This is a genomic window from Syntrophomonas wolfei subsp. wolfei str. Goettingen G311, from assembly GCF_000014725.1.
In the GTDB taxonomy this organism is placed as follows: domain Bacteria; phylum Bacillota; class Syntrophomonadia; order Syntrophomonadales; family Syntrophomonadaceae; genus Syntrophomonas; species Syntrophomonas wolfei.
Genome location: NC_008346.1, coordinates 2101474 through 2124316, shown reverse-complemented (window position 1 = coordinate 2124316; position 22843 = coordinate 2101474). Strand labels below are relative to the sequence as shown.

The window sequence follows — 22843 nt, the reverse complement described above, 5'->3', positions numbered from 1 at the left end:
CGAAAGAAAGGAGTCTTTTAATGAAAAAGGGGAAACTTCATTCAATATGCATAAGTCCGGAAAGGGGCCAGCTCAAAACGGAAGTGGAACAGGCCCGGCTTATTGAAAATTATGGCATAGAAAATGATGGACATGCAGGCGAATGGGGCCGTCAGGTAACCTGTCTTAACTGGGCCAGTGTGTTAAAAGCTAATAAAGAACATAACCTTCAAGTTGGACCGGGAGCCTTTGCTGAGAACCTTCTTATTGAAGGATTGGAATTGGTAGAGGTGGGAGTTGGGGGGAAATTAAAGATTGGGGATGACGCCATCCTGCAGGTTTCCCAGATCGGCAAAGAAGATCATCCCAGTGTGGTTACCCGCACCCTGGGGGTAACATTGCTCCCCTATGAGGGGTTATTCTGTAAGGTTATACAAGGGGGAAGCATAAAAAGAGATGATCCGGTAGAAGTTCTGTAATTATATGAGGATTTATCCCCTTGATAATGGTCTGAATAGAATGAGGTGATTAACAAAGTGTATCGGGTGGGAATACTAATAATAAGTGACAAAGGTTCCCGGGGGGAAAGAGAGGATCGTAGCGGTCAACAGATCCAAGATCTGCTGGGCCAGGGATACCAGCTTGAATATTATGAAGTGATACCGGATGAGAAAGAAGAAATAGTTAAGCGGCTTATCCATGCTTGTGATGTACTTTCACTCAACCTGTTGCTTACTTCCGGGGGTACCGGATTTTCCAGTCGTGATGTAACCCCCGATGCTACCCTGGAGGTTATTGAAAAGGCGGTTCCGGGGATACCGGAGGCTATGCGTCTATATGGTATGCAAAAAACTCCTAAAGCTATGCTGTCACGAGCTGTTGCCGGTATTCGAGGAAGAAGCTTGATTATCAACCTGCCGGGAAGCGTAAAAGGAGTTAGAGAATCCTTGGAGGCTGTTTTACCAGCTCTGGATCATGCTTTGGATATTTTGCTTGGTTCAGCTGCTGAATGTGGGCAAGGTTAAACGAGATTTTGGAATTCAAAAAAAGCTGTTATTTAGAGGTATAAAAAGAAAAAGACAGTAGCATAATATTAATCGTAAATATTGGGCGGATTTCGCTGGTTATTTCATTTGAATACTTGACGGGTCTTGCCTAATATTATTAATAAATGTTAGCACTCACAATCATTGAGTGCTAACAATCAAGAAACAATTAAAGGAGGTATACCCTTGAAGATTCAACCTTTAGGAGATCGTCTGGTGGTAAAAGTAGCTGAAGTGGCTGCAGAAAAAACTAAAAGCGGACTATATGTACCGGACACTGCCAAAGAGAAACCCCAGGAAGGTGAAGTTCTAGCTGTAGGTCCTGGAGCTTTTAATGACAAAGGTGAGAGAATGCCCATGGATGTGGCAGTAGGAGATAAGATCATCTTCTCTAAGTATGGTGGTACAGAAATCAAGATTGATGGAGAAGAATATCTGGTAATGTCGCAAAGAGATATCCTGGCAAAAATAAACTAAAAGGAGGATACATAGATGTTATCCAAAGAAATAAAGTTTGGTGAAGAAGCAAGAAGGGCATTGGAAAGAGGGGTTGACACCCTGGCCAATGCGGTAAAAGTTACTCTGGGACCTAAAGGAAGAAACGTAGTGCTGGATCGTAAATTTGGTTCACCTACCATTACCAATGATGGTGTTACCATAGCTCGGGATATTGACCTCAAGGATCCGTGGGAAAACCTCGGTTGCCAATTGGTTAAGGAAGTTGCCATAAAGACCAATGATGTAGCTGGTGATGGTACTACTACCGCTACCTTGCTGGCGCAGGCTATGATAAAAGAAGGTCTGAAAAATGTTGCTGCCGGAGCCAATCCCATGATTATGAGAAGGGGTATTGACCAAGCGGTTAAAGCAGTTGTGGATGAAATCAAGACTCTAAGCAAACCGGTTGAATCAAGAGACTCTATCGCCCAGGTAGCGGCTATATCAGCCGATGATCCTGAAATCGGCCAGTTGATAGCGGACGCCATGGAAAAAGTGGGCCGGGATGGAGTAATAACCGTTGAAGAATCACAGTCTGTTGGTACTTCCCTGGAAGTTGTGGAAGGTATGAATTTTGACCGCGGTTATATATCTCCTTATATGATTACTAATACGGAAAAGATGGAAGCTGTTCTGGAAGACCCGTATATTCTAATCAGCGACAAGAAGATTTCCTCTATTGGTGAAGTTCTTCCTGTATTGGAAAAGGTGGTTCAAACCGGGAAACCCATGCTCTTGATTGCGGAGGAAGTAGAAGGGGAAGCCCTGGCCACTCTGGTAGTGAACAAACTACGTGGAACCTTCAACTGCGTAGCGGTAAAAGCTCCGGCTTTTGGGGAAAGAAGGAAGGCCATGCTGGAAGACATAGCCATCCTCACCAATGGGCAGGTGGCCTCCGAAGAGCTGGGCGTAAAAATGGAAAATGTGTCCCTGGATATGCTGGGCAAAGCCCGTCAAATAGTAATTAAGAAGGATGAGACCATTATTGTGGATGGTGCTGGTTCCGAACAAGCCATTCGCGACCGCAGTGCCAATATTAAGAGACAGCTGGAAGAAACCGAGTCGGAATATGACCGGGAGAAATTGCAGGAAAGACTGGCCAAACTATCCGGTGGGGTAGCGGTTATCCAGGTGGGAGCTGCTACTGAAACCGAATTGAAGGAGAGAAAACACCGTATAGAGGACGCTCTGGCCGCCACCAAGGCTGCCGTTGAGGAAGGAATCGTCTCCGGTGGAGGAGTTACCCTGATAAATGCCATCAAGGCCATTGAAAAGATTGAGGCTCAGGGTGATGAATTAACGGGAATAAATCTGGTTAAAAAAGCCATGGAAGAGCCCCTGCGCCAGATTGCCAATAATGCCGGTATTGAGGGCTCAGTGGTAGTGGAGAAGGTTAAGGAAGCGGAAACGGGAATTGGCTATAATGCTCTGACAGGAGTATATGAGAGCATGATCGCTGCCGGCATAATTGACCCGGCCAAGGTAACCCGCTCAGCCGTACAGAACGCGGCCAGTATTTCCGCCATGGTTCTTACTACTGAAGCGGTTGTAAGCGAGCTCCCGGGCGAAGACGAAATGAAAGGCATGGGCGCCGGCGGTATGGGTGGCATGGGCGGAATGGGCGGCATGATGTAGCCCAGTTCTCTCCTTACCGGGGAAAAACAACATTAAAAACAAACGCTGAATAAAAACAGCCGACCTTATTAAAGGGTCGGCTGTTTTGCTTGTAAAACTCCATAAGTTTGCATAAATATACCGCTCGCAGCGTCCTTAATAGACCGAAGGGAGCATCAGTAGTGCCCGACAGGGCACTGCGCATGGGCAACCCTTATGCAACAAAAGGATTTTTGCCAGTGGAGTCATTATTTTTGTTAACCTTTATCAATAAAATCTGTTTCCTATTTTGCAGCCGCAAATTCAGCCAGGATTTGCTCAAAAATACGAGACACCGGCAGAATGTCTTTAATTTTAAAGACATTTTGCCCGGCGAAAACTACGCCATCGTCTACCTGGCCCTCACGGGCATGGTTTAAAGCTTGAAGAATACAATAATCGGCCGAACAATTCTTCAGACAGGCATCACAATCTTCGGGCTCGGGAGTATCGTCCTCAGCAATAAGCCGGGCAAATTTATTTTTAAGAGCCCGGCCGGGCATTCCTACCGGACTTTTAATAATAATTACATCTTCTTCCCGGGCTTCAAGGTAGAGCTGCTTATATTCATCTGCCACCGAACATTCTTCACTTAAGACAAAGCGAGTAGCCATCTGAATCCCGCTGGCCCCGAGATTAACCATTTCCGCCATATCCTTCCCGTCAACTATGCCCCCGGCGGCTATCACCGGAATATTAACGCTTTTTACGATTTCCGGCAATATGTCCTTGATGGAGCGGTCAGTTCCCAGGTGTCCCCCTGCTTCAGAACCTTCAGCCACTACCGCCGGAGCCCCTAATTTTTCTGCCAGGCGGGCGGCTTTGACCGATGAGACGATAGGAACCACTGCGGTAGTGGAATCCTGAACCCAGCGGAAGATATCCCGGGAAAAACCAGCCCCGGTAAAAATAATGTCTATCTTTTCATCTATGGATGTTTTTACCAGTTCCGCAAACTGGCGAGCGGCAAACATTATATTTACCCCCAGTATACCTCCCTCTGCCCGGCTACGGGCCTGGCGTATTTCATCCTTTAATTCCGCGAGTGAAATACCGGTGGCACCGATAACTCCTATACCACCGGCTCTGGCTACCGCCGAAGCCAGGGAAGCGGTAGAAACACGAACTGACATGCCTCCTTGAATAATGGGAAAACGGGGAATATAGTCAGCGATTCTGAGTGTTGGCAGTTGCAAAATCAGATCCCTCCTACGATAAATTGAAAAAAATAACATAATTATAATAAATTGCTTTTATTATCATGTCTAATTTATTATAATTGATTCATATTCACAATTGAAGCATATAGCGGGAAATGCTTCAATTGTCAAACAATTGCGAAAACTCTTGACTTTTTTTCCCTGGGTTGGTTTAATATCTTATGCGATAGATTTATACAAAATTGTGCACAAGTATTAGTAAGAAAATAGAATTCCTCCTATTTTCATCGGTGGTTGTGGCCCCTGGCCATGGTGGGTTAGTAAGAAAAGTGAGGAGTGAGGGGTAAGGAGAGAGGGGTTTAATTTATTCCCTGCTACATCTTACTATTCAAGCGCCTACTAACTTCACTTTTTGTCGTGGTTGTGGCCGTCGACCATGGGGGTTCTAATGGAATTTGAATTTCTAGCAAAATACCTTTCGTTTTTATAGGATTACAAAAATATGACGAGCGAAATTGGTGGATATGAATACAATTATCCGTTGAAGTTTAACTTTTTCAAGGATCAATCTGGAATGACTTATACAAGGTGGTGCATTAATTGAAGGTTCAGATACTGGGGATGGGCCATTCCCTTCCTGAAAGAATACTCAACAACCAGGAACTTGAGCAAATGGTGGATACCAGTAACGAATGGATTGTAGAGAGAACCGGTATACTGGAGCGCCGGATTGCCGATAAGGATACGGCTACTTCGGACTTGTGCTGGCAAGCGGCTAAAATGGCTTTGGAACGCTCCGCTACTGAAGCAAAAGAGCTGGATTTAATAATTGTGGGCACATCCAGCCCGGACATGCTTTTTCCTTCCACCGCCTGCATAGTGCAGGATCATCTGGGCGCCCGTAATGCTGCCGCCTTTGATGTGGAAGCTGGTTGTACCGGCTTTATCTATGCTCTGGGCATAGCGGAAAAATTTCTCCTCTCCCCGGAATACAAGAAAATACTGGTAATAGGTGCAGACCTCTGTTCCCGTTTTACTGATTATACTGACCGCAATACCTGCGTTTTATTTGGTGATGGAGCTGGTGCGGCTGTAGTAGGAAAAGGTAATTTAGGACCCGGGATTTTGAGCAGTTATCTGGCGGCCGATGGTTCAGGAGGAAAACACCTTTACATGCCTGCCGGCGGTTCGGCTTTACCCCCCAGTAAAGAGACTGTGGAACAACGGCTGCACTTTATAAGAATGGACGGCAATGAGATATTTAGATTTGCTACCAAAATTGTGGTGGCGGTGAGCGAAAAGCTGCTCTCCCAAGCAGGCTTGAGCTACCAGGATGTTGATCTTTTTATTCCGCACCAGGCTAATCTGCGTATAATAAAAACCGCCATGAAAAGGATGAGGATTCCGGCGGAAAAAACCTTGATCAATCTGGATCACTTTGGCAATATGAGTGCCGCCTGCATCCCGGTAGGCCTGTCCATGGCCGAAGAGGCGGGGAAACTTAAAAAGGGAGACCTCGTTTTGATGGTGGCCTTTGGCGCCGGCTTAAGCTATGGCGGTATTCTCTTGCGATGGGGGAGGGATCAGGATGTATTTTAAAACGCTTCTCTGTGATTTATTAAATATTGAATATCCTCTTATTCAAGGTGCTATGGCTTGGATAGCGGGGGGGAATCTGGCTGCTGCTGTATCTCAGGCCGGAGGGTTAGGAGTAATAGGAGCTTCCGGAGCTGAACCTGCCTGGATAAAGCAGGAGATAGAGCAGGTAAGGAAGCTGACTGGCAAACCTTTCGGGGTTAACCTGATGCTGGCCGCTCCTGGCATAGAAAAGATAATAGAGCTGATTATCCAGGAAAAAGTCCCGGTGGTAACCACTGGAGGCGGCAATCCTGGTCCTTATATGGAAAGGCTAAAAGCTGCCGGAATAAAGGTCATACCGGTAGTGGCTTCGGTAGCCCTGGCCCGGCGTCTCAGCCGCCTGGGGGCGGATGCCGTAATAGCTGAGGGAACGGAGTCAGGAGGTCATGTGGGGGAGATGACAACCATATGCCTGGTGCCTATGGTAGTGGATGCGGTTGATGTTCCGGTAATAGCCGCCGGAGGTATTGCTGATGGCCGGGGTTTCATGGCCGCCCTGGCTTTGGGAGCCCAGGGGGTGCAAATGGGAACCCGCTTCATCTGCGCTGAGGAATGCAATGTACATCCCGCTTACCAGCAAAAGGTAATCAAGGCCAAAGACCGTGATACGGTAATATGCGGCCAGTCAACCGGGCATCCGGTGCGGGCTATTCGCAACCAGTTTACCCGGGAATATCTCAAGAGTGAAAAGCTGGGTGCGGGTCAGGAAGAACTGGAAAGACTCGGCCAGGGGCGTTATCCGGCAGCGGCGGTGGAAGGCCGCATAGACGAGGGAAGTGTTTTGGCCGGGCAGATTTGCGGCCTGGTTAATCAAGTGCAACCCGCCGCAGAAATCGTGGCCGATATTATAAGGGATGCCTGCCAAGTAAAGAATATTCTGGGGGGTATAGAATGCCAAGAATAGCGTTTGTTTTTCCCGGCCAGGGTGCACAATATCCGGGAATGGGAAAGGAATTGGCCGAAAAATACGAGGAAGCGGCCCAGGTTTTTGCCGCAGCGGATAGAATCAGTCCCTACAGCATAAGCAACCTTTGTTTTGCCGGCCCGGCGGAGCAATTGAACCAGACCGAGTTTGCTCAACCTGCCTTGCTTACCAGCAGCCTGGCAGCTCTGCTTGTAGCTAAAAAAATGGGAATATGTGCCGACATTTTAGCTGGCCTCAGCCTGGGAGAATACAGCGCTCTGGTGGCGGCTGGAGCCTTGAGCCTGGAGGAAGCACTACCCCTGGTGCAGAAGCGGGCAATACTAATGCAGGAAGCTGTTCCTCCTGGGGAGGGAGCAATGGCGGCGGTTTTAGGAATGGAAGCCGGTCGGCTGGAGGATCTTTGTCATATGGCAGCGGGACAGGTGGGGATTGCTAACTACAATTGTCCGGGGCAACTGGTTATTTCGGGTGAAAAAGAGGCAGTTCGGGCAGTCACTGCCAGCATCAAGGAAGCAGGCGGGCGGGTAATCCCCCTGGCGGTAAGCGTCCCCTCGCACAGCCCGCTAATGTATGAGGCCGCTATGAAACTGAAAGCGGAGCTGGCGCAGGTGAAATGGCAAGAGCCTCTTATCCCGGTGGTGAGCAATGTCAATGCCCGGGAAAACGGAGCCCTTGACTTCGAGGAATTGCTGACCCAACAGCTTTTTAAGCCGGTACTTTGGGAACAAAGTGTCAGGTATATGATGAATAAGGCCGATTATTTTGTGGAAATAGGTCCCGGTTCTACCCTCTCCGGTTTGATTAAGAAGATTGACCGTCATAGGGTGCTGGGGCAGGTGGAAGATTTATCATCACTGGAAAAGCTTTTAAAAAAGGTGGAATTGATATGAGTGCAAAGGTAGCATTGGTAACCGGGAGTTCACGGGGTATAGGCCGGGCCATCGCCCTGCATCTGGCCCGGGAAGGGTACCGGGTGGTAGTAAACTACTACAATAATCCGCAGGAAAGCTCAGAAATAATTGAGGAAAACCAGGAACAAGCCCGGCAAGTCTTGCAGGAAATAGAAGCAGCCGGGAGTACCGGCATCATGGTAGGTGCTGATGTTTCTGACCCGGTTATGGCCCGGGAGCTGGTAGAGGCAGCTATCAAGGAATATGGTCAGATTGATGTCCTGGTAAATAATGCCGGAATCAATAAGGATCAATTGATATTGCGTATAAATGATGAGGAATGGGATAAGTTAATAAATACCAATTTGAGCTCGGCTTTTTATTGTTGCCGGGCCGCTCTCAGACAGATGGTGAGAAAACGTTATGGTAGAATAATAAATATTTCTTCGGTGGTAGGCTTAAGTGGAAATGCGGGACAGGCCCATTATTCCGCCTCCAAGGCGGGGCTATTGGGATTGACTTTTTCCATAGCCCGGGAATATGGAGCTCGAGGCATCACGGCCAATGTGATTGCCCCCGGCTATATCCAGAGTGATATGACGGCCGCCTTCAGCCCGGAGCAGAAGGAAAAGATGCTCTCGGCTATTGCCGTGGGCAGGCTGGGAACCCCGGAAGATATCGCCGGGGTGGTGGCCTTCTTGGCTTCGGATGCGGCGGCTTATATTACCGCCCAGGTTATAAAAGTGGATGGAGGATTATCCTAAATAAAAAATATTGAGGAGGAAATAGAAAGTGAACGTATTTGAGGAACTGAAAAAGATTATTGTGGAGATCAAGGATATTCCCGAGGACGAAATCCAGCTCGAATCAAAATTTGCTGAGGATCTGGAGGCTGATTCCCTGGATATCGTAGAAATGCTGATGCTGCTGGAAGAGAAATTTGAAATCCAGATTCCCGAAGAAGAAGCAGCCAAACTGAAAACCGTTAAAAATGTGGTGGATTACGTAGAAGCAAAGTTGCAGTAAACGGCATAAGTAGAGAGGTGATTACATGACCGCTCGCCGCGTGGTAATTACCGGTTTGGGGATGATTTCCCCTATCGGCAACAACAAAAAGGATTTTTGGACTAGCCTGATAGAAGGGCGTGGCGGCATAGGCCATATTGACCGTTTTGACGCCAGCGATTTTCCTACCCGGATTGCGGCCCAGGTGAAGGATTTCAATGTGCAGGATTATATCCCCCGCAAGGATGCCCGGCGTATGGACCTTTTTGTCCAGTACGCCTGTTCCGCAGCCAGAATTGCGGTCGAAGACGCCGGATTGCAGCTTACAGCTGGTGAAGCTCCGCGGGTTGGGGTATGGATAGGCTCCGGTATTGGAGGAATTCAAACCTTTGAGGAACAACATGCCAAAATGCTGCAAAAAGGCGTAAACGGATTGAGCCCTTTCTTTATTCCTATGATGATTTCCAACATGGCCGCGGGGCAAGTGGCCATCATGCTGGGAGCGAGAGGACCCAATGGCTGCACAGTAACTGCCTGTGCCTCGGGGAGTAATTCTCTCGGAGAGGCCCTGCAATTGATCCGCCTGGGCAAGGCTGATGTAATGATAGCCGGAGGAAGTGAAGCTTCCATTACTCCGGTGGCTGTAGGGGGCTTTTGTGCCATGAAGGCTCTATCTACTGCCAATGAGGACCCCGCCCGGGCCTGCCGTCCCTTTGATATTAAGCGTGATGGTTTTATCATGGGCGAAGGAGCAGCTATCCTGGTTCTGGAGGAAATGGAGCATGCCCTGAGGCGTGGGGCCAGGATTTATGCGGAATTGGTCGGCTATGGCGCCAGTGCCGATGCGGTTCATATGGTGCAGCCGGATATTGAAGGCCGGGGAGCGGCCCTGGCCTTTTCCATGGCCCTGGCTGATGCCGGCATCAAGCCGGAAGAAGTTGATTATATCAATGCCCATGGCACCGGCACCGAGCTTAATGATCAGGTGGAAACCAGAGCTATAAAGAGTGTATTTGCGGAGCATAGCTACCAAATGATGGTTAGTTCAACCAAACCCTATACTGGGCACATGTTGGGTGCGGCAGGGGCCATAGAATTGATTGCTTCGGTTTTATCTCTGGTGAATAATACCGTTCCTCCCACTCTGAACCTGGAAGAGCCTGACCCCATCTGTGACCTGGATTATGTGCCGGGAAAGGCCCGCCAGAAGGAATTAAAGGTGGTTCTATCCGATTCCCTGGGTTTTGGGGGACATAATGCGGCTCTGGTGATACGAAAAATTTAGTGTTAACTCTTCTACAATAAGAAACAAGTATTATTATGCTTGCATAAATATACCGCTCGCAGTCTATGCATGGGCAACACCGGCGGCTTGTCTCGTAGCTCAAGGGGTACCGCACTAATCTCCCGTCCATGGGAGGAAGTGCTCTCGCGACATCCTGTCGCTCGCCCCCTTTCGCCTGTTCGCCAAAGCCTAAGTGTTGCATCCATGCTTCGCCAACGCTCGCTTGTATAATTATGCAACCCTTATGCAACATAAAGAGTTATTGCAGTGGAGTTATTGTTACCCCCATAATTCATTCCGCTTTTGTGCTTGGGTTTGGTGAAAGGAATGGTTGATGTAATGAAAAAACTGGAGTTGAATACCGAAGAAATAATGAAGATTCTACCCCACCGTTATCCTTTCCTGCTGGTAGATCGCATTATTGAACTGCTGCCCGGGGAGAGGGCCGTGGGCATAAAAAACCTGAGTGTTAACGAACCCTTTTTTCCCGGACATTTCCCCGGTCATCCGGTAATGCCCGGGGTACTCATGATAGAGGCTATGGCCCAGGTAGGCGCCTGCGCCATATTGTGTGATGAAAAATATCAGGGCCGTCTAGGTTACCTGGCGGGAGTGGATCGTATTCGCTTCAAGCGTATGGCTGTTCCCGGCGACAGCTTGCTGATTACTACCGAATTCACTGCGATTAAGGGTAATATCGGCAAGGGAAAGGGGCAGATAAAGATTAACGAGGAAATGGTTTGCGGAGGTGAATTCCTGTTTGCTCTGGGCTAAGAAGGTGCACACAGGAGGAAATGATAAAAAATACTTTTTCTCGAAAAAAATACTTTGCACTGAGCAGGAGAATGGAAAAGGAAGAGGAGGAGAAGAAAGTTGCTCTCCCCATAAACTGTCCTTCCTGCTCGGCCAGGATAGCGGCAGAAGCCCTGCAGCGCAACCTGAAGGTCTGTCCCAAATGCCAGCACCATTTCTCTCTCAGCGCGCGTGAGCGTATTGACTTAATGGTTGATAAGGACAGCTTTCAGGAGTTTGATGCTGATTTGAGTTCCTTCAACCTACTGGATTTTCCCGGATACCAGGAAAAACTGGAAAAGGCTCAGGAACTTTCGGGTTCCCGTGAAGGCATAATCACTGGCCTGGCCTCCATTGATGGGCATAAGCTGGTTCTGGGGGTAATGGAGTCAGGTTTTATGATGGCCAGTATGGGCTCAGTAGTGGGGGAGAAAGTTTGCCGGGCGGTAGAACAGGCCATGGAACTTTCCTGTCCCCTGTTAATCTGTTCTTGCTCCGGCGGAGCCCGTATGCAGGAAGGTATGGTCGCCTTGATGCAAATGGCCAAGACCAGTGCGGTACTGGGGAAGTTTAACCAGGCCGGATTGCTCTATATTTCTCTTTTGACCCATCCCACTACCGGCGGAGTTTCAGCCAGCTTTGCTTCTCTGGCGGATATTATTCTGGCTGAACCTGGTGCCCTTATTGGTTTTGCTGGACCCCGGGTTATTAAACAGACTATCGGGCAACAGCTGCCCCCCAGGTTCCAGCGTTCTGAATTTCTTCTAGAGCATGGCATGATTGATCTGCTGGTGGAACGATCACAGCTAAAAGCAACTCTGAGCAGCTTGCTGGGGCTTCATCAAGGATAATGGAGGCAAGCATGGTAAAAAGACAGTTTGATTATGAACAAAAGGTTCAGGAAATCCGGGAGAAACTGGAGGAATTAAACAATTTGTCCAGCAACATGGAATTTGACCTTTCCCAGGAAATCGAAAGCCTGGAGGAAAAGATAGAAAACAACCGAGAAAGAAGGTATAAGAACCTTTCCCCCTGGGAAAAGGTTTTGCTCAGCCGCCACCCGGAAAGACCTAACAGCAATGATTATATACGCTACTTTTGCGAAGAATGGATAGAGCTTCATGGTGATCGGCACTTTGGGGACGATAGTTCCGTGATTGGCGGTATTGGCCGTTTTAACGGGCAGGCGGTAACTATACTGGGCTACCGCAAGGGAAAGGATACCCGAGAAAACCTGCAGTATAATTTTGGCATGCCCCATCCCGAGGGTTACCGTAAAATCCAGCGCCTGCTCTTGCAAGCCGAGAAATTCCAGCGCCCGGTTATAACCCTGATCGATACTCCGGGGGCCTATCCGGGTATAGGGGCCGAAGAAAGGGGGCAGGCCTGGGCTATTTCCCAGGTTCTGATGACTCTCTCGGCTTTGGAAGTCCCTGTAATAGCTGTAGTTAGCGGTGAAGGGGGCAGCGGGGGAGCACTGGCCCTGGCGGTGGCGGACCGCCTCTTAATGCTTTCCAACGCGGTATTTTCCGTTGCTTCTCCCGAGGCCTGTGCTTCTATACTATGGAAAGAACTGGAGCGGGTGGAAGATATGGCCAGGGCCATGAAAATAACCGCAAATGACCTGCAAAGGCTGGGCATAGTTGACGAAATCATTGAAGAGCCCCTGGGAGGTGCCCACCTGAATTTCCCGGAGATGGCGGAAAAGCTGAAAAAAGCCCTGCAAAAACACCTGGGAGAGATTTTGTCCCAGGATAGCGGCGAATTATTGGAAGAGAGATTTCAAAAACTCAGGAAAATAGGGGAATTCAGGGGATAAATCCGGGCATTGTCCTGGGATTATTCCCTGAAAGAGTTATGGGGGGGAAGCTGCTCTGCCTCACCAAAATGAATAAATATCTCTACAATTTCAGGGCGGTTGCCGATACGAATCGGCGGCCCCCAGGTGCCAAAACCATTGGAAACAATAATTTGCATATTATCCTGGCGTAAATATCCCCGGTGCAGTATAAAGATATTCCTGGTAATAAAGTTTAACGGAAATAATTGGCCGGCATGAGAATGGCCCGATAAATGCAAGTCCACCTGGTTTAAGTGCGATTCCTCGATATCAATGGGATTGTGGTCCATTAGAATAACCGGATAGTGACAATTTACACCAAGCATAAGCTCTTTCAAGGGTTTTCTGAGGCGGCTCATTTTATCGTCCCGGCCCACCAGATAGAAGTTATCCAGCAAGTGATATTGATCCCGTAGTACTGTAACCCCGCAGGATTCAAGAGCGGCCACGAGTTCCTGGTACTGCCCACCCAGATACTCATGATTACCCAGTACCGCAAACACGCCTTGAGGAGCTTTTACCGAGCGCAAGAGCCCGGCCATTTTCTGTTCTTCGAATGGCCTGATGTCTCCATCGATGATATCGCCGACCAATAACACCATCTCGGGTTGCATAAGGTTTATCCTGTCCACCAATCTGCTCAGGCGATTTCGTCCCACAATATTACCCAGATGGATATCAGACAGCATAACGATATGCAGGTCTTTTCTTATTCCTGCCTCTTTGGGAATATTAACTTGGTACTGCCTGAGTACCGGTCGATTCGCATTAAAGGTTCCGTAAAAAAGTCCTGCTATTAAGGAAAAAATTAGCAATAAGGCTATAATGCTTGATGAATTATGAATAAAAGCAGGTAAGAAACCCCAGAGCTTATCAAGATATTTTATCAAGTCCAGTAAAACCGTGATTAACAATGCATAAAGGAAAAATGCCATCCAGTAGGAACCAATCCAGATGAGACAATTGCTTACTTGCCCGGGATAGTGATGATTGCCCCATCTCCCCAGGAAATAGGAAGCACTCAGGAATACCAGCATAACCCAGTAAAGAATCCGGTAGTTAAGGATATGACTACCGAAATATTGCCACCCTCGCCAAGCGATATAGAAATTCAGACTGCCCCATAATAGAAGGAAAACAGCAATTACTGCTATCCTCATATTACCCGCCATTTCTCCATGCAAAGCCTTTACCACCCTAATTAATATTTGCAATATATAATGTCACTGCAAAAAGTCATTTTTCAAAATTAACACCGCCATATCTAGTATAATGGTGAGCTTTTGAACACCATATGTAGCGTTGAGTATACCCGGGAAAAGGTTTTTGCAGTGGATTAACATATTCTAATTTGAGGCTTATTATAACATAGATGTACCGTAGCATTTTCTTGCATGCGAGCTTTCACCCGCCAGGATTACCGGACAAAGTGGAATAAGGTGGGGGAAGGTATTAGCCGGCGTGGAATTAAAGCCTGGTATTAATAAAACTACTAAATTAAAAACGGAAGCTGCTACAGGTTCTTCCCCGGCCGCAGCATCCGTTGGATATTCTATGCTTAACTCGGTAAATTTCTGGAGTTAACCTCGTTATAATCCTATTTCACTGGCATCTTGCACTTCCATTATAAATCCGGCAAAATCAGCCTTGTTTTTGCTATGCTTCCGTATGTCTTTTTTGAAATAATTATCTATTTGCGCCCTGGTATATGTAAAAGCTATTTTGCCATCATTGTTTTCTATATTGAAGGTTACGATACCAACATTTTCAATAAGACTGAAGATTACTGCGGCATTTTTGAAATATGGCAGGCTTGCTCTCTCCTTTGTCCCATATCCTTGACAATTTATGATGAGGCCGTATGGCTCACTGTCTGTTTGCAATTCACAGCCTACTGGTTTTATACCGTTTACATATGGCAATGAATACATCAAATGTACTACATTACTGTTATCGCCTGCATAATTGGATTTGTATTGGAGCAGTTCCTCAGCATCATATACGAAATTATATTGCAATAATTTCCTCCTGACTGCCAGGTGCTCTTTGTTGGACGCATCGATCCAAACACCCACGATTTGCTCATCATGGCATAAAAATGTAATATCTTTTGTGCTATCATCGCTGTTAATTGCCATAGCTGTATAGCGGAGCGGCTTATCAAGATAAGCGGAGAAATCATAGCCGTTTAACCTGGATTGTTTATTAAGATTATCGAAAAAGGACTGGTTATTCTTGCGGTCTTTTTGGGGAATATAAATATCAAAACCAACTCCGCTATTCATAACTACTTTATAGCCTTTGGAATCATTATAGGCATCGATCCTTTTTTCTTTCGTTGTTTCTGTTTTATTAGTGGTCTTACCGGCCAGTTCAGTGTTTATTTCGTCTCCTGTTTCGTCTAATGCTGGTTGTGCTGTTTGACTGGGTACGGTTTTATTGCAGCCTATAATTCCAGCGGATGTTATCACAAGTATAATAATCAGGCATAATACGATAATTCCTCTGTTCTTGGGCACGATTACATCCTTTAGAAGCTTATTATTCATTTTTCTACCCCCAACATTTTACCTTGGATAATAACAATTTACGTAATAAAAAAGCTAAAGACTCCTTTGGAAACAAAATTCTTCGGGGGCCTATCCCTGTTCCTCGCTCAAAAAAACCTGCTCATTTACCATTGCAAAACCTTATCCCGTTTCACTTCATGCCACCAATCCAGCAAGTAGTTTTGCTACTATTTCCATCGCTAGGAATGATAGCTTGAGGGTTCGTGTAGATTCCTGGAGCACAAAAGAACCTTCCCCTTATGCTCTTGCTTACTGATAATCAAGATAGAATTCCCCAAAGCGGGTGGTTGCTACTACTCCATGCAGTCCATTGTTTTGTACTTGAAAATGTATGCGGTAGAGTCCGGGTCCGGCATTTAAAGCCACCGAACCGGAAAATTTCTGTTCTTGCAGCGACAAGGTCTGTGCCGGCAGCTCGGTAATTATCCCGGAAGCCTGGTCAATTTTAGCTGGCAAAACATGAATCACAGCTTCGTTGGTAAAGCCTACCTGTCCTTCTACCATAAAACTATTCTGCTTAATCTGTATAAATCCTTGTTCCGGCTTCACCAGGCTATATTCGGTAAAGGGGCCGATGATTTTTTGTCTTTCCAGTTGGTGGTTTTGCACTTCCCCCCGCAGAGTCATTTGCTTGTAGAATAGCACCCGGTTTTTCTTTCCCAGGCATATCTGTATTTCATTATCGCGAAGAACTGCCAGGGATACGGTTGCGGCATAATTCTTTCCATCGCCGGAAACATAAGCATAGCCCCCTTTATCGGAGCCTTCAGAAATCAGGGTGATGTTTTTGACCGACAATTCAGGTAGAGTATTAAATCCTGATGGCAATTCCGAATACTGGGCTTTAACGGTGCAAGAACTTCCCCCCAGGTAGTTGCCCAACTCCTTAATCCGATAATCTGCATAGCGGACTTTCCACTGGCGCTTTTCGTTATTCCACTGGCTGTCCAGGCCAAATAGGTTTTCCAGGTCCAGGGAATATAGATAGAGTCTGGTCGAACTGAGGGACGGCACTTCGTACAATTCAACGCTTTTAGCCGGGCTTCCGTCATAGAAGACCTGAACCTGGCCTTCGCCAGCTTTTACCTGGAATGAATGAGATCCCCTTTTGACCAGATAGCTATTCTGCTTGGACTGGACCTGGTATCCCAACCACCCGGCTATCCAGTCCAGGGAAACCATGGCCTTTCCGTTATGAGCATAGCCTACCTGCTGGTTTTGGTATAATAGTTTTTCCCCGTGGAACTCGATAATTCCTTCCCGTCGGTCAATCTCCTCGGCAATCAAATTGGCGTCTTCGCTGCTTTCTGCCAGTATGGTATCTCCTGAACGCCGACTGGAGTCAAAACGGGCCACCCGTTGCAGCGGGTCCCATTTTACTTCTCCGTAGGCTGCCAGTTCGCTGAGATAAATAGCGGTATAACCATCTATATTGAAGGAAGCAATTTCTTTCTGCTGAAGGAAGGTTTTGATATCGCTTGCCAGAATCATTCTATCTTTTCCCGCAAATGCAGCATAGTCGGTTGTTGTCCGGGAGCCTGTTTGGCCTGTGGGGTGGCTGATGTTTTCACTGATCTCCAATTTCCGTTCCACCGGTTCCCAAATCACATCGAAGCCACAGCTGCGCAGGTCCTCGGCCACGATAGCGGTCCGGTCGTTAATGATTAGGCAGGGGAGCATCTGCCCGTTAACATAGGCGTGTATATCGGTGCTCAGAGCCTGGCCGGTTACAGTAGCGGCCCAAGTCTTTTCCAGTTCCGCTGCCAGCGGAATCAGGAACAGTCCCAGGGCCAGTAAGCTTATAATAAAAATCCTTCTCAATTCCTCGTCCTCCATATTTTCATATAAATTTGCAGCTTATAACGAGGTGAAATATGTCCCCCGTTTCTATAGACGGCCGATTACCTATTAAGTTTCTTCCTATGCTTAAATATACATGCTTCCGGAATACTTTCTTGCATGCGTTCTTTCCGCTCGCCAGGATTACCGGACAAAGTTAACGGAAGCTGCTACAGGTTCTTCCCTGGCAGCAGCCTCCGTTAGATACTCTATACTTCTTGGTAAATCCCTGGAGTTTAACAAATAAGATCTCCAATATAGCTTGATAAATCTACATTACTATCTCAGCAGGTCGGCAGCAGCTATGAGCCGCTGAATCTCATTTACACCTTCGTAGATCTCGGTTAGTTTGGCATCGCGGAAGATGCGCTCAATGGGAAACTCGGTTGTATAACTGTAAGCTCCCATGACTTGCATGGCTTTGCTGGCTACCCGGTGAACAGCCTCCGAAGTAAACAGTCTGGTTCTTGCGGCATCGGAGGCCAGCTCTTTCCCTTCTGACGCCTTAAATGCGGTCGCCAATACTGCCTGGTGCGCTACCATCACATCGGTGGCCATGTCGCCAATCAACGACTGGATGGTTGGGAAATAGGCAATAGGCTTACCGCGCTGCACCCGCTCCTTCGAGTATTTAACCGCTGCTTCCAGGGCTGCCTGAGCCATACCCACAGCTTGAGCGCAGACCGATAGTTTGCCTATCTGGGTTGAACCGAGTAATACCTCGAACCCTTTGCCCCGCATGGCCTCACCACCGGTGGTATTTTCATAGGGCACCCGAACATTGTCCAGCAACACATCGCAAACTTCCAGTCCGTGCATGCCCATCTTGTCATAAATCCGCGGGATGGAATAGCCCTTGATACCCTTGGGTATGAGGATGTTCGTACACTTGCCGCCCATTTCAACATCCTTGCAGAATATACCCATCAAACCCGGCAGGGATGCGTTGGTGATGAAAACCTTTTCTCCATTGATGACCCATTCATCCCCATCGCGGACACATGTGGTCCGGAGCGCATTGGGGTCGGAGCCGGTTGATGCCTCGGTAAAGGCAAAACTGCCAATTCCATCGCCATTAAGATGTTCTGGGAGGAATTTCATCTTCTGCTCTTCGGTGGCGAATTTCATGATATTTGCCCCCAGCATGCCATTAACAGAAATTGTACATGCAGTTGAACAATATACCCTTGCCATCTCAATTTGCATAATAACATACTCAACGTAGGTGTTTCCTGAACCGCCGTATTTCTCTGGGTATTGGATACCGCACCAGCCTAAATCTTTAATCTTTTTGATCAAATCCCAGGGTGTTCTTTTTTCAGTTTCCATCCATTTGACCAGCGGAGCAATCTCATTCTCCGAAAACTTCCTCACTGACTCCTTTAGCATGAGCTGTTCTTCTGTATAATTGAAATTCATTTTTTATAACCCCCTCTTTCATGCGATATGTTTATCGCTATATTCTCTCTTTAAATCCCCCTGTATAGGTGTCTTTGTACAATAAATGCCCCATAGAACCTTCATTCCAGGTAAAATCACTCTGATGGTAAATCCTCGAGCAGATTTTTTAAAATCAACTCAGCTCTTTGCTAAATCTAAAAATCCATAACCCCCTTCCTTATATAAGTTACTAAGCAACAGGATGAATAGGATATTGCTTTTTACCTCGTTATAATGATTTAGCCAGAATTGCTAGTTTTTCTGCTACTTCAGACATCTCCATGACCGTAGCAGTAACCTCCTGGGTAGCCGCCGCCTGTTCCTGACTTTGCATAACGGTTCCCTGTGAAGCTTCGACCGCGTCCTTAATCCTGATTTCAATGGCCCGGGTTAACTGACCGATCTCATCAGCAGTCTGCTTCGATTGATCGGATAGTTTTCTGATTTCTCCGGCCACTACTCCGAAGCCTTTGCCAAGGTCTCCAGCCCGGGCTGCTTCTATTGCTGCATTCATACCTAACATCTTGGTTTGATTGGCTACATCCTTGGTAAAAGACAATACTCTAACGATATTTTCTAAGTTTTCCTGTATAGATTTGATTATATCTGCCAGTTTACTTTCGGTTATATTAATCTCTCCGGCTGAACTGGCAATTTGCTGCATCACCCGGGCCATATCATCGGTATGGCTTCTCAGTTTGTCAGCCGCATTTTGCAGGTTGCTGGCCAGATTGCGCGGCGTGGTTATGCCAAAGGTTCCTACCAACTCACCGCTTTCCTCATCAAAGAGCGGAATACTTATCATGCGAATATTGCCTAGCTTCCTGGTGTTGATATCAACCTGTACCCTTTTCTGGGCCTGCATGGTTTGCATAGCGGTCTTAACTTCCGATATCGGCAAGCCAACCACCACATTGGTATCAAATTTCTCCGAGCCCATACGGCACAGGACCTTCTCTGTGTCGCTGGCCCCTACCCAGGCCCCTTCAGGTTGGGAATCAATTATAATGGGCGCAAAAATATCGAAAGCTTTGACTACCGGGTGAAGCCGGGGGGCAAACACGCCGTATGTTCCCACCACGGCATTATGTTCATCATCATCCTCAAATATAGGAGCCGCCCATAGATTCAAACTAATACCGTAAATCTTTTCATTTACCGTTTCGCTTATCGCTTGGCGGGTTTGAATGCAGCGTTGAACGACACCGTTTTTCACCAGGGGTTCTCCCACTCGTATACCGGCAATATCCATGTTGTGGTTTTCCACAAAATCATAACGCTCAGTATTGGTAGTAAAATAGATAACCCCATCTTTTCCGTAGGTAGGGGTGAGAAAAGGTGCCGATGTCCGAAAAGCTTCTTTCTTGCTGCGGGCTTTTTTCAAAATCCGTTCGTGCCCTTCTACGAAAGTCATCATCATGTTAGCCATATGGGAATCCATTAGTAAAGTGGAAGCCGGCTTCATAGCCAGGGCCATCTCCCGTACCTTTTCACTGCCGGTGGCCTCAATAATGACCTCCAGCCCGGGGATGCGCAATAACTCACCTAAATCATGAAAGGCAGGAACCCCTAATTCTCTGGCCAACTTTATTCCCGGAGCTTTAGTATTAACATCGCACAGGCCTAAGACTCGGAACTCCTCAATTTCATGGAATGCACCCAGAATTGTGGTTCCTCCTTTGCCTCCTCCAATAATTCCAATGCTGGTCATGTTTTCTCCCTCCTTCACAACAGGCTGCAAAGCCCGCGTTTCATTTACCATATATACATAATACAACAAAAAGGTGGAAATAAATGATATCTAATTTTAAAATTATCGGCAAAGCAGGGAAAGGTTACTAGTCCAGCATTTTTGCTATCGTTTCCTGGTAAAATTAACTATATATAAACGCATTGTAATAGAATGCAATATTAATGAATAAAAAGACATAATGAAGTATCTGGAAATATTAAAAATAAAAGTCTGGCGGTTATCCGGAAAAACAGAGGAAATTGTTTTGTAAGCCCAAAACAAAAAGGACCCATCCGTTGTATACAGACGGAAAGGTCCTTTATCTATCCTATTACAATGAGCTGCTTGTGCTTAGCTTGAAGGTAGCCCCCGGATTGCCGGCCACTTCGACAAAACTGCCGGTCGTTGCCAGTACCGGACCACTATCTATGGCGCTATCGTAAATGGTTTGGTCGGCAGGGTCAAAAACGATAACACGGCCTTTGTTGGGAATTTGAAAATCAAGTATGCTGTCTTCCGCCACCTTCCGCCATTCATTATAGCCTTCCCGGCCGATAGTTATATTGGTATCGCCGCTTGCCAGCGATTGAACCACATCGGCGGGTGTATACAGCATCCCGGAAACCCAGGCCCAGCTTATACCGTCCTTCTCACTTAATCTGAGCTCGGTCAGGTCACGCATGGAATTTATGGCCATTCCTGCAGATGCAGGGGATATGACCCGTTTTATGCCACCGAAGTCGATATAGCCCGGCAGTTCACTGAACTGCTGCGAAGTAATAATATGCTCCGACACCAGCATTCTTGCTTCGTAGGCTTTGGCATTACGCCGCAGCCACTTCCGCTCATCGACAGCTATCTTCAATTCGCTTGTTTTGGCTACAGGCTCCAGTTTTTGGCCGATGATCATATCAATTGCGAATGTAGCCGAATGCTGTACGAAATATTGTCTGCCTCCCAGCGTTATGAAATAGTACTTGCCTCCCTGGTTGTGAAAATAGCCATCATTATAAATCGCTGATAGGATTTCTGTCTCCTGGTCGCCGTTTAGCGTATAGACAGTCAGCTTATTCTCCGCCCGGTCGAACTTCAAGCGCATAAGAACGCTGCCGTTGGAATAATAACCTTCATAATTCGCCAGTTCAGAAGGAAGAGGCTGGGCTTTGAGCGGCAGCTTCAGCACCGCAGGTGTTTTATCGAAAAGACCATTTTCGCAAAGAAAAGCTTCCATGATGGAAGCGGCGATTACCATCGCGCCGCTTTGGGAACCGGTAAAAATGACGGCCACCGATATTCTTTTATCCGGAATGGTGTAAAGCATCGAACTATAGTTGCCGGTACCGCCGCTCTTGCCCAAAACATTTATGCCTTTTACCTTATAGCAGGCAATTTCCGTCAAATCCCAGCCCAATCCAAAACTTAACTCCGGATGTTTGAATTGCATATAGGACTCGGAGGGTTGCCCCTTTTTCATTTCCGCCAGGGATGCCGGGGAAAGTATCTGGGGACCGGAAGCGGAAAATGTATCGGCGAACTTGCATAAATCCTCCGGCGTGGCTGACAGGCCGCCCGAACCCCACAGCGATACTACTTCCAGCGGATCGCGTTTACCGTCAGCGGTATAATACCTGGCCGCAGACCCCTCTTTTAATCCCTGCAGCTGACCAAGATTCGGACCGGTATGGCTTAAGCCCAGGGGTTCAAATACCCGCTCACTTAGAAATTGAAGGTAGCCTTTTCCAGAAACCCGGGCAACTATCATCTCCGCCAGGGTGAAACCGTCATTGCAATAAGGCGCCATTTCGCCCGGCTGGTGCTTGAGATGAGATTTTGCCAGGGTATCCAGTACATCCTGATAATATTCTTTATGATATTCGAAACCAAAACAATTGGGAGCGATGGTGCCGGGCAAACCCGAGGAGTGGTTGAGCAGCATTCGGACGGTGATGTCTTTATAGCGTTCATCTTCCATGGTGAATTCCGGCAGGTAGGCAGTCGCCGGCTGGTCGAGCTCTACCTTGCCCTCATCTACCAGCAGCATAATGGCTGTAGCACAATAAACCTTGCTGATCGAGCCGATATTGAATAGGGTATTTTTATCAACGGAGATGCTCCGCTCCCGGTCAGCCATGCCAAAACCTTCGGCATAGACGATTTTGCCGTTCTCCATGACGGCAACGGTGCCGCTACCGGCATTCCCGGCGTTGATGGCCTTCCATATCTCGCTGCGGGCGGTAAGCCTGGTATTGCTCAGAGCAGGATTTTCAGCGGCATTGAATGATGCCGGTATCATGATCGCCAGCACCAGGGCAATCAAGCAAGCTGCAACAACACGAAATTTGTTCAATACAAAACCCCCTTCTAAATTTAATCTCATTATTTTACCCTGAGATTAATGCGAAATCTGCTAAATTTTAATTTAGACAAAAAAATGGCTAATCCTGCCTGTTAATAAAAATATTTGGCAGGCAGGGGGATGCATCTTTGGCCTCTATTTGGTTTTTCTTTTACCCCAACTGTCAAACTCGGGAGAAGTGTAATTGAATATCGG

General features: G+C 47.2%; 20 protein-coding genes. 13 read left to right on the top strand and 7 right to left on the bottom strand.

What is annotated here, in order from left to right:
• The first annotated feature begins 20 nt into the window (after window positions 1-20).
• The 4 genes from SWOL_RS09605 to groL all read left to right on the top strand — a co-directional run bounded on the left by SWOL_RS09605 (window position 21) and on the right by groL (window position 3158).
• Window positions 21-458 carry an MOSC domain-containing protein gene (locus tag SWOL_RS09605; protein ID WP_011641251.1) on the top strand — a complete coding sequence of 146 codons (438 nt, stop codon included), beginning with the start codon at window positions 21-23 and terminating at the stop codon, window positions 456-458.
• 57 nt (window positions 459-515) lie between these two features.
• Complete coding sequence (locus SWOL_RS09600) at window positions 516-1004, top strand: MogA/MoaB family molybdenum cofactor biosynthesis protein (RefSeq protein WP_011641250.1); 489 nt, start codon at window positions 516-518, stop codon at window positions 1002-1004.
• A 207-nt stretch (window positions 1005-1211) separates the two neighbouring features.
• Entirely contained in the window at window positions 1212-1502 is a 291-nt protein-coding gene (gene groES, locus SWOL_RS09595) for a co-chaperone GroES (protein WP_011641249.1), read from the top strand.
• A 15-nt stretch (window positions 1503-1517) separates the two neighbouring features.
• Entirely contained in the window at window positions 1518-3158 is a 1641-nt protein-coding gene (gene groL, locus SWOL_RS09590; protein WP_011641248.1) for a chaperonin GroEL, read from the top strand.
• Between the two features lie 263 nt (window positions 3159-3421).
• Here groL and SWOL_RS09585 read toward each other — a convergent pair whose 3' ends face one another.
• On the bottom strand, window positions 3422-4372 hold the full coding sequence (locus tag SWOL_RS09585) for an NAD(P)H-dependent flavin oxidoreductase (RefSeq protein WP_011641247.1): 951 nt from the start codon (window positions 4370-4372) through the stop codon (window positions 3422-3424).
• Window positions 4373-4936: 564 nt separating this feature from the next.
• Between SWOL_RS09585 and SWOL_RS09580 the strand changes: the two genes are divergently transcribed.
• The 9 genes from SWOL_RS09580 (at window position 4937) to SWOL_RS09540 (ending at window position 12690) form a co-directional block, all read left to right on the top strand.
• Window positions 4937-5935, top strand: a complete 999-nt coding sequence (locus SWOL_RS09580) for a beta-ketoacyl-ACP synthase III (RefSeq protein WP_011641246.1) — start codon at window positions 4937-4939, stop codon at window positions 5933-5935.
• A complete protein-coding gene (fabK, locus tag SWOL_RS09575; protein WP_011641245.1) occupies window positions 5925-6878 on the top strand; it encodes an enoyl-[acyl-carrier-protein] reductase FabK in 954 nt (317 codons plus the stop codon). The genes SWOL_RS09580 and fabK overlap by 11 nt, the downstream gene beginning before the upstream one ends.
• Complete coding sequence (fabD, locus tag SWOL_RS09570) at window positions 6866-7789, top strand: ACP S-malonyltransferase (RefSeq protein WP_011641244.1); 924 nt, start codon at window positions 6866-6868, stop codon at window positions 7787-7789. Before fabK ends, fabD begins: the two co-directional genes overlap by 13 nt.
• Window positions 7780-8553, top strand: coding sequence for a 3-oxoacyl-[acyl-carrier-protein] reductase (gene fabG / locus SWOL_RS09565; RefSeq protein WP_207635342.1), 774 nt, complete (start codon window positions 7780-7782; stop codon window positions 8551-8553). The genes fabD and fabG overlap by 10 nt, the downstream gene beginning before the upstream one ends.
• A 28-nt stretch (window positions 8554-8581) precedes the next feature.
• Complete coding sequence (gene acpP, locus SWOL_RS09560) at window positions 8582-8815, top strand: acyl carrier protein (RefSeq protein ID WP_011641242.1); 234 nt, start codon at window positions 8582-8584, stop codon at window positions 8813-8815.
• Window positions 8816-8840: 25 nt separating this feature from the next.
• Complete coding sequence (fabF, locus tag SWOL_RS09555; protein ID WP_011641241.1) at window positions 8841-10079, top strand: beta-ketoacyl-ACP synthase II; 1239 nt, start codon at window positions 8841-8843, stop codon at window positions 10077-10079.
• 327 nt (window positions 10080-10406) lie between these two features.
• A complete protein-coding gene (fabZ, locus tag SWOL_RS09550) occupies window positions 10407-10853 on the top strand; it encodes a 3-hydroxyacyl-ACP dehydratase FabZ (RefSeq protein WP_011641240.1) in 447 nt (148 codons plus the stop codon).
• Window positions 10854-10873: 20 nt separating this feature from the next.
• Window positions 10874-11722: an acetyl-CoA carboxylase, carboxyltransferase subunit beta gene (gene accD / locus SWOL_RS09545; protein ID WP_011641239.1), complete on the top strand. Its 849-nt coding sequence runs from the start codon at window positions 10874-10876 to the stop codon at window positions 11720-11722.
• Between the two features lie 11 nt (window positions 11723-11733).
• A complete protein-coding gene (locus tag SWOL_RS09540) occupies window positions 11734-12690 on the top strand; it encodes an acetyl-CoA carboxylase carboxyltransferase subunit alpha (RefSeq protein WP_011641238.1) in 957 nt (318 codons plus the stop codon).
• 20 nt (window positions 12691-12710) lie between these two features.
• On the opposite strand, the gene SWOL_RS09535 is transcribed toward SWOL_RS09540, so the two are convergent.
• The 6 genes from SWOL_RS09535 to SWOL_RS09510 form a co-directional block, all read right to left on the bottom strand.
• Window positions 12711-13895, bottom strand: a complete 1185-nt coding sequence (locus SWOL_RS09535; RefSeq protein WP_011641237.1) for a metallophosphoesterase — start codon at window positions 13893-13895, stop codon at window positions 12711-12713.
• A gap of 405 nt (window positions 13896-14300) precedes the next feature.
• Complete coding sequence (locus SWOL_RS09530; protein ID WP_011641236.1) at window positions 14301-15260, bottom strand: DUF4825 domain-containing protein; 960 nt, start codon at window positions 15258-15260, stop codon at window positions 14301-14303.
• 270 nt (window positions 15261-15530) lie between these two features.
• Window positions 15531-17102, bottom strand: a complete 1572-nt coding sequence (locus SWOL_RS09525) for a hypothetical protein (RefSeq protein ID WP_011641235.1) — start codon at window positions 17100-17102, stop codon at window positions 15531-15533.
• 297 nt (window positions 17103-17399) lie between these two features.
• Complete coding sequence (locus SWOL_RS09520; RefSeq protein WP_011641234.1) at window positions 17400-18539, bottom strand: acyl-CoA dehydrogenase family protein; 1140 nt, start codon at window positions 18537-18539, stop codon at window positions 17400-17402.
• A 250-nt stretch (window positions 18540-18789) separates the two neighbouring features.
• A complete protein-coding gene (locus SWOL_RS09515; protein ID WP_041427514.1) occupies window positions 18790-20271 on the bottom strand; it encodes a methyl-accepting chemotaxis protein in 1482 nt (493 codons plus the stop codon).
• Window positions 20272-20623: 352 nt separating this feature from the next.
• Window positions 20624-22639, bottom strand: a complete 2016-nt coding sequence (locus SWOL_RS09510; protein WP_155814193.1) for a serine hydrolase domain-containing protein — start codon at window positions 22637-22639, stop codon at window positions 20624-20626.
• Window positions 22640-22843 lie beyond the last annotated feature (204 nt).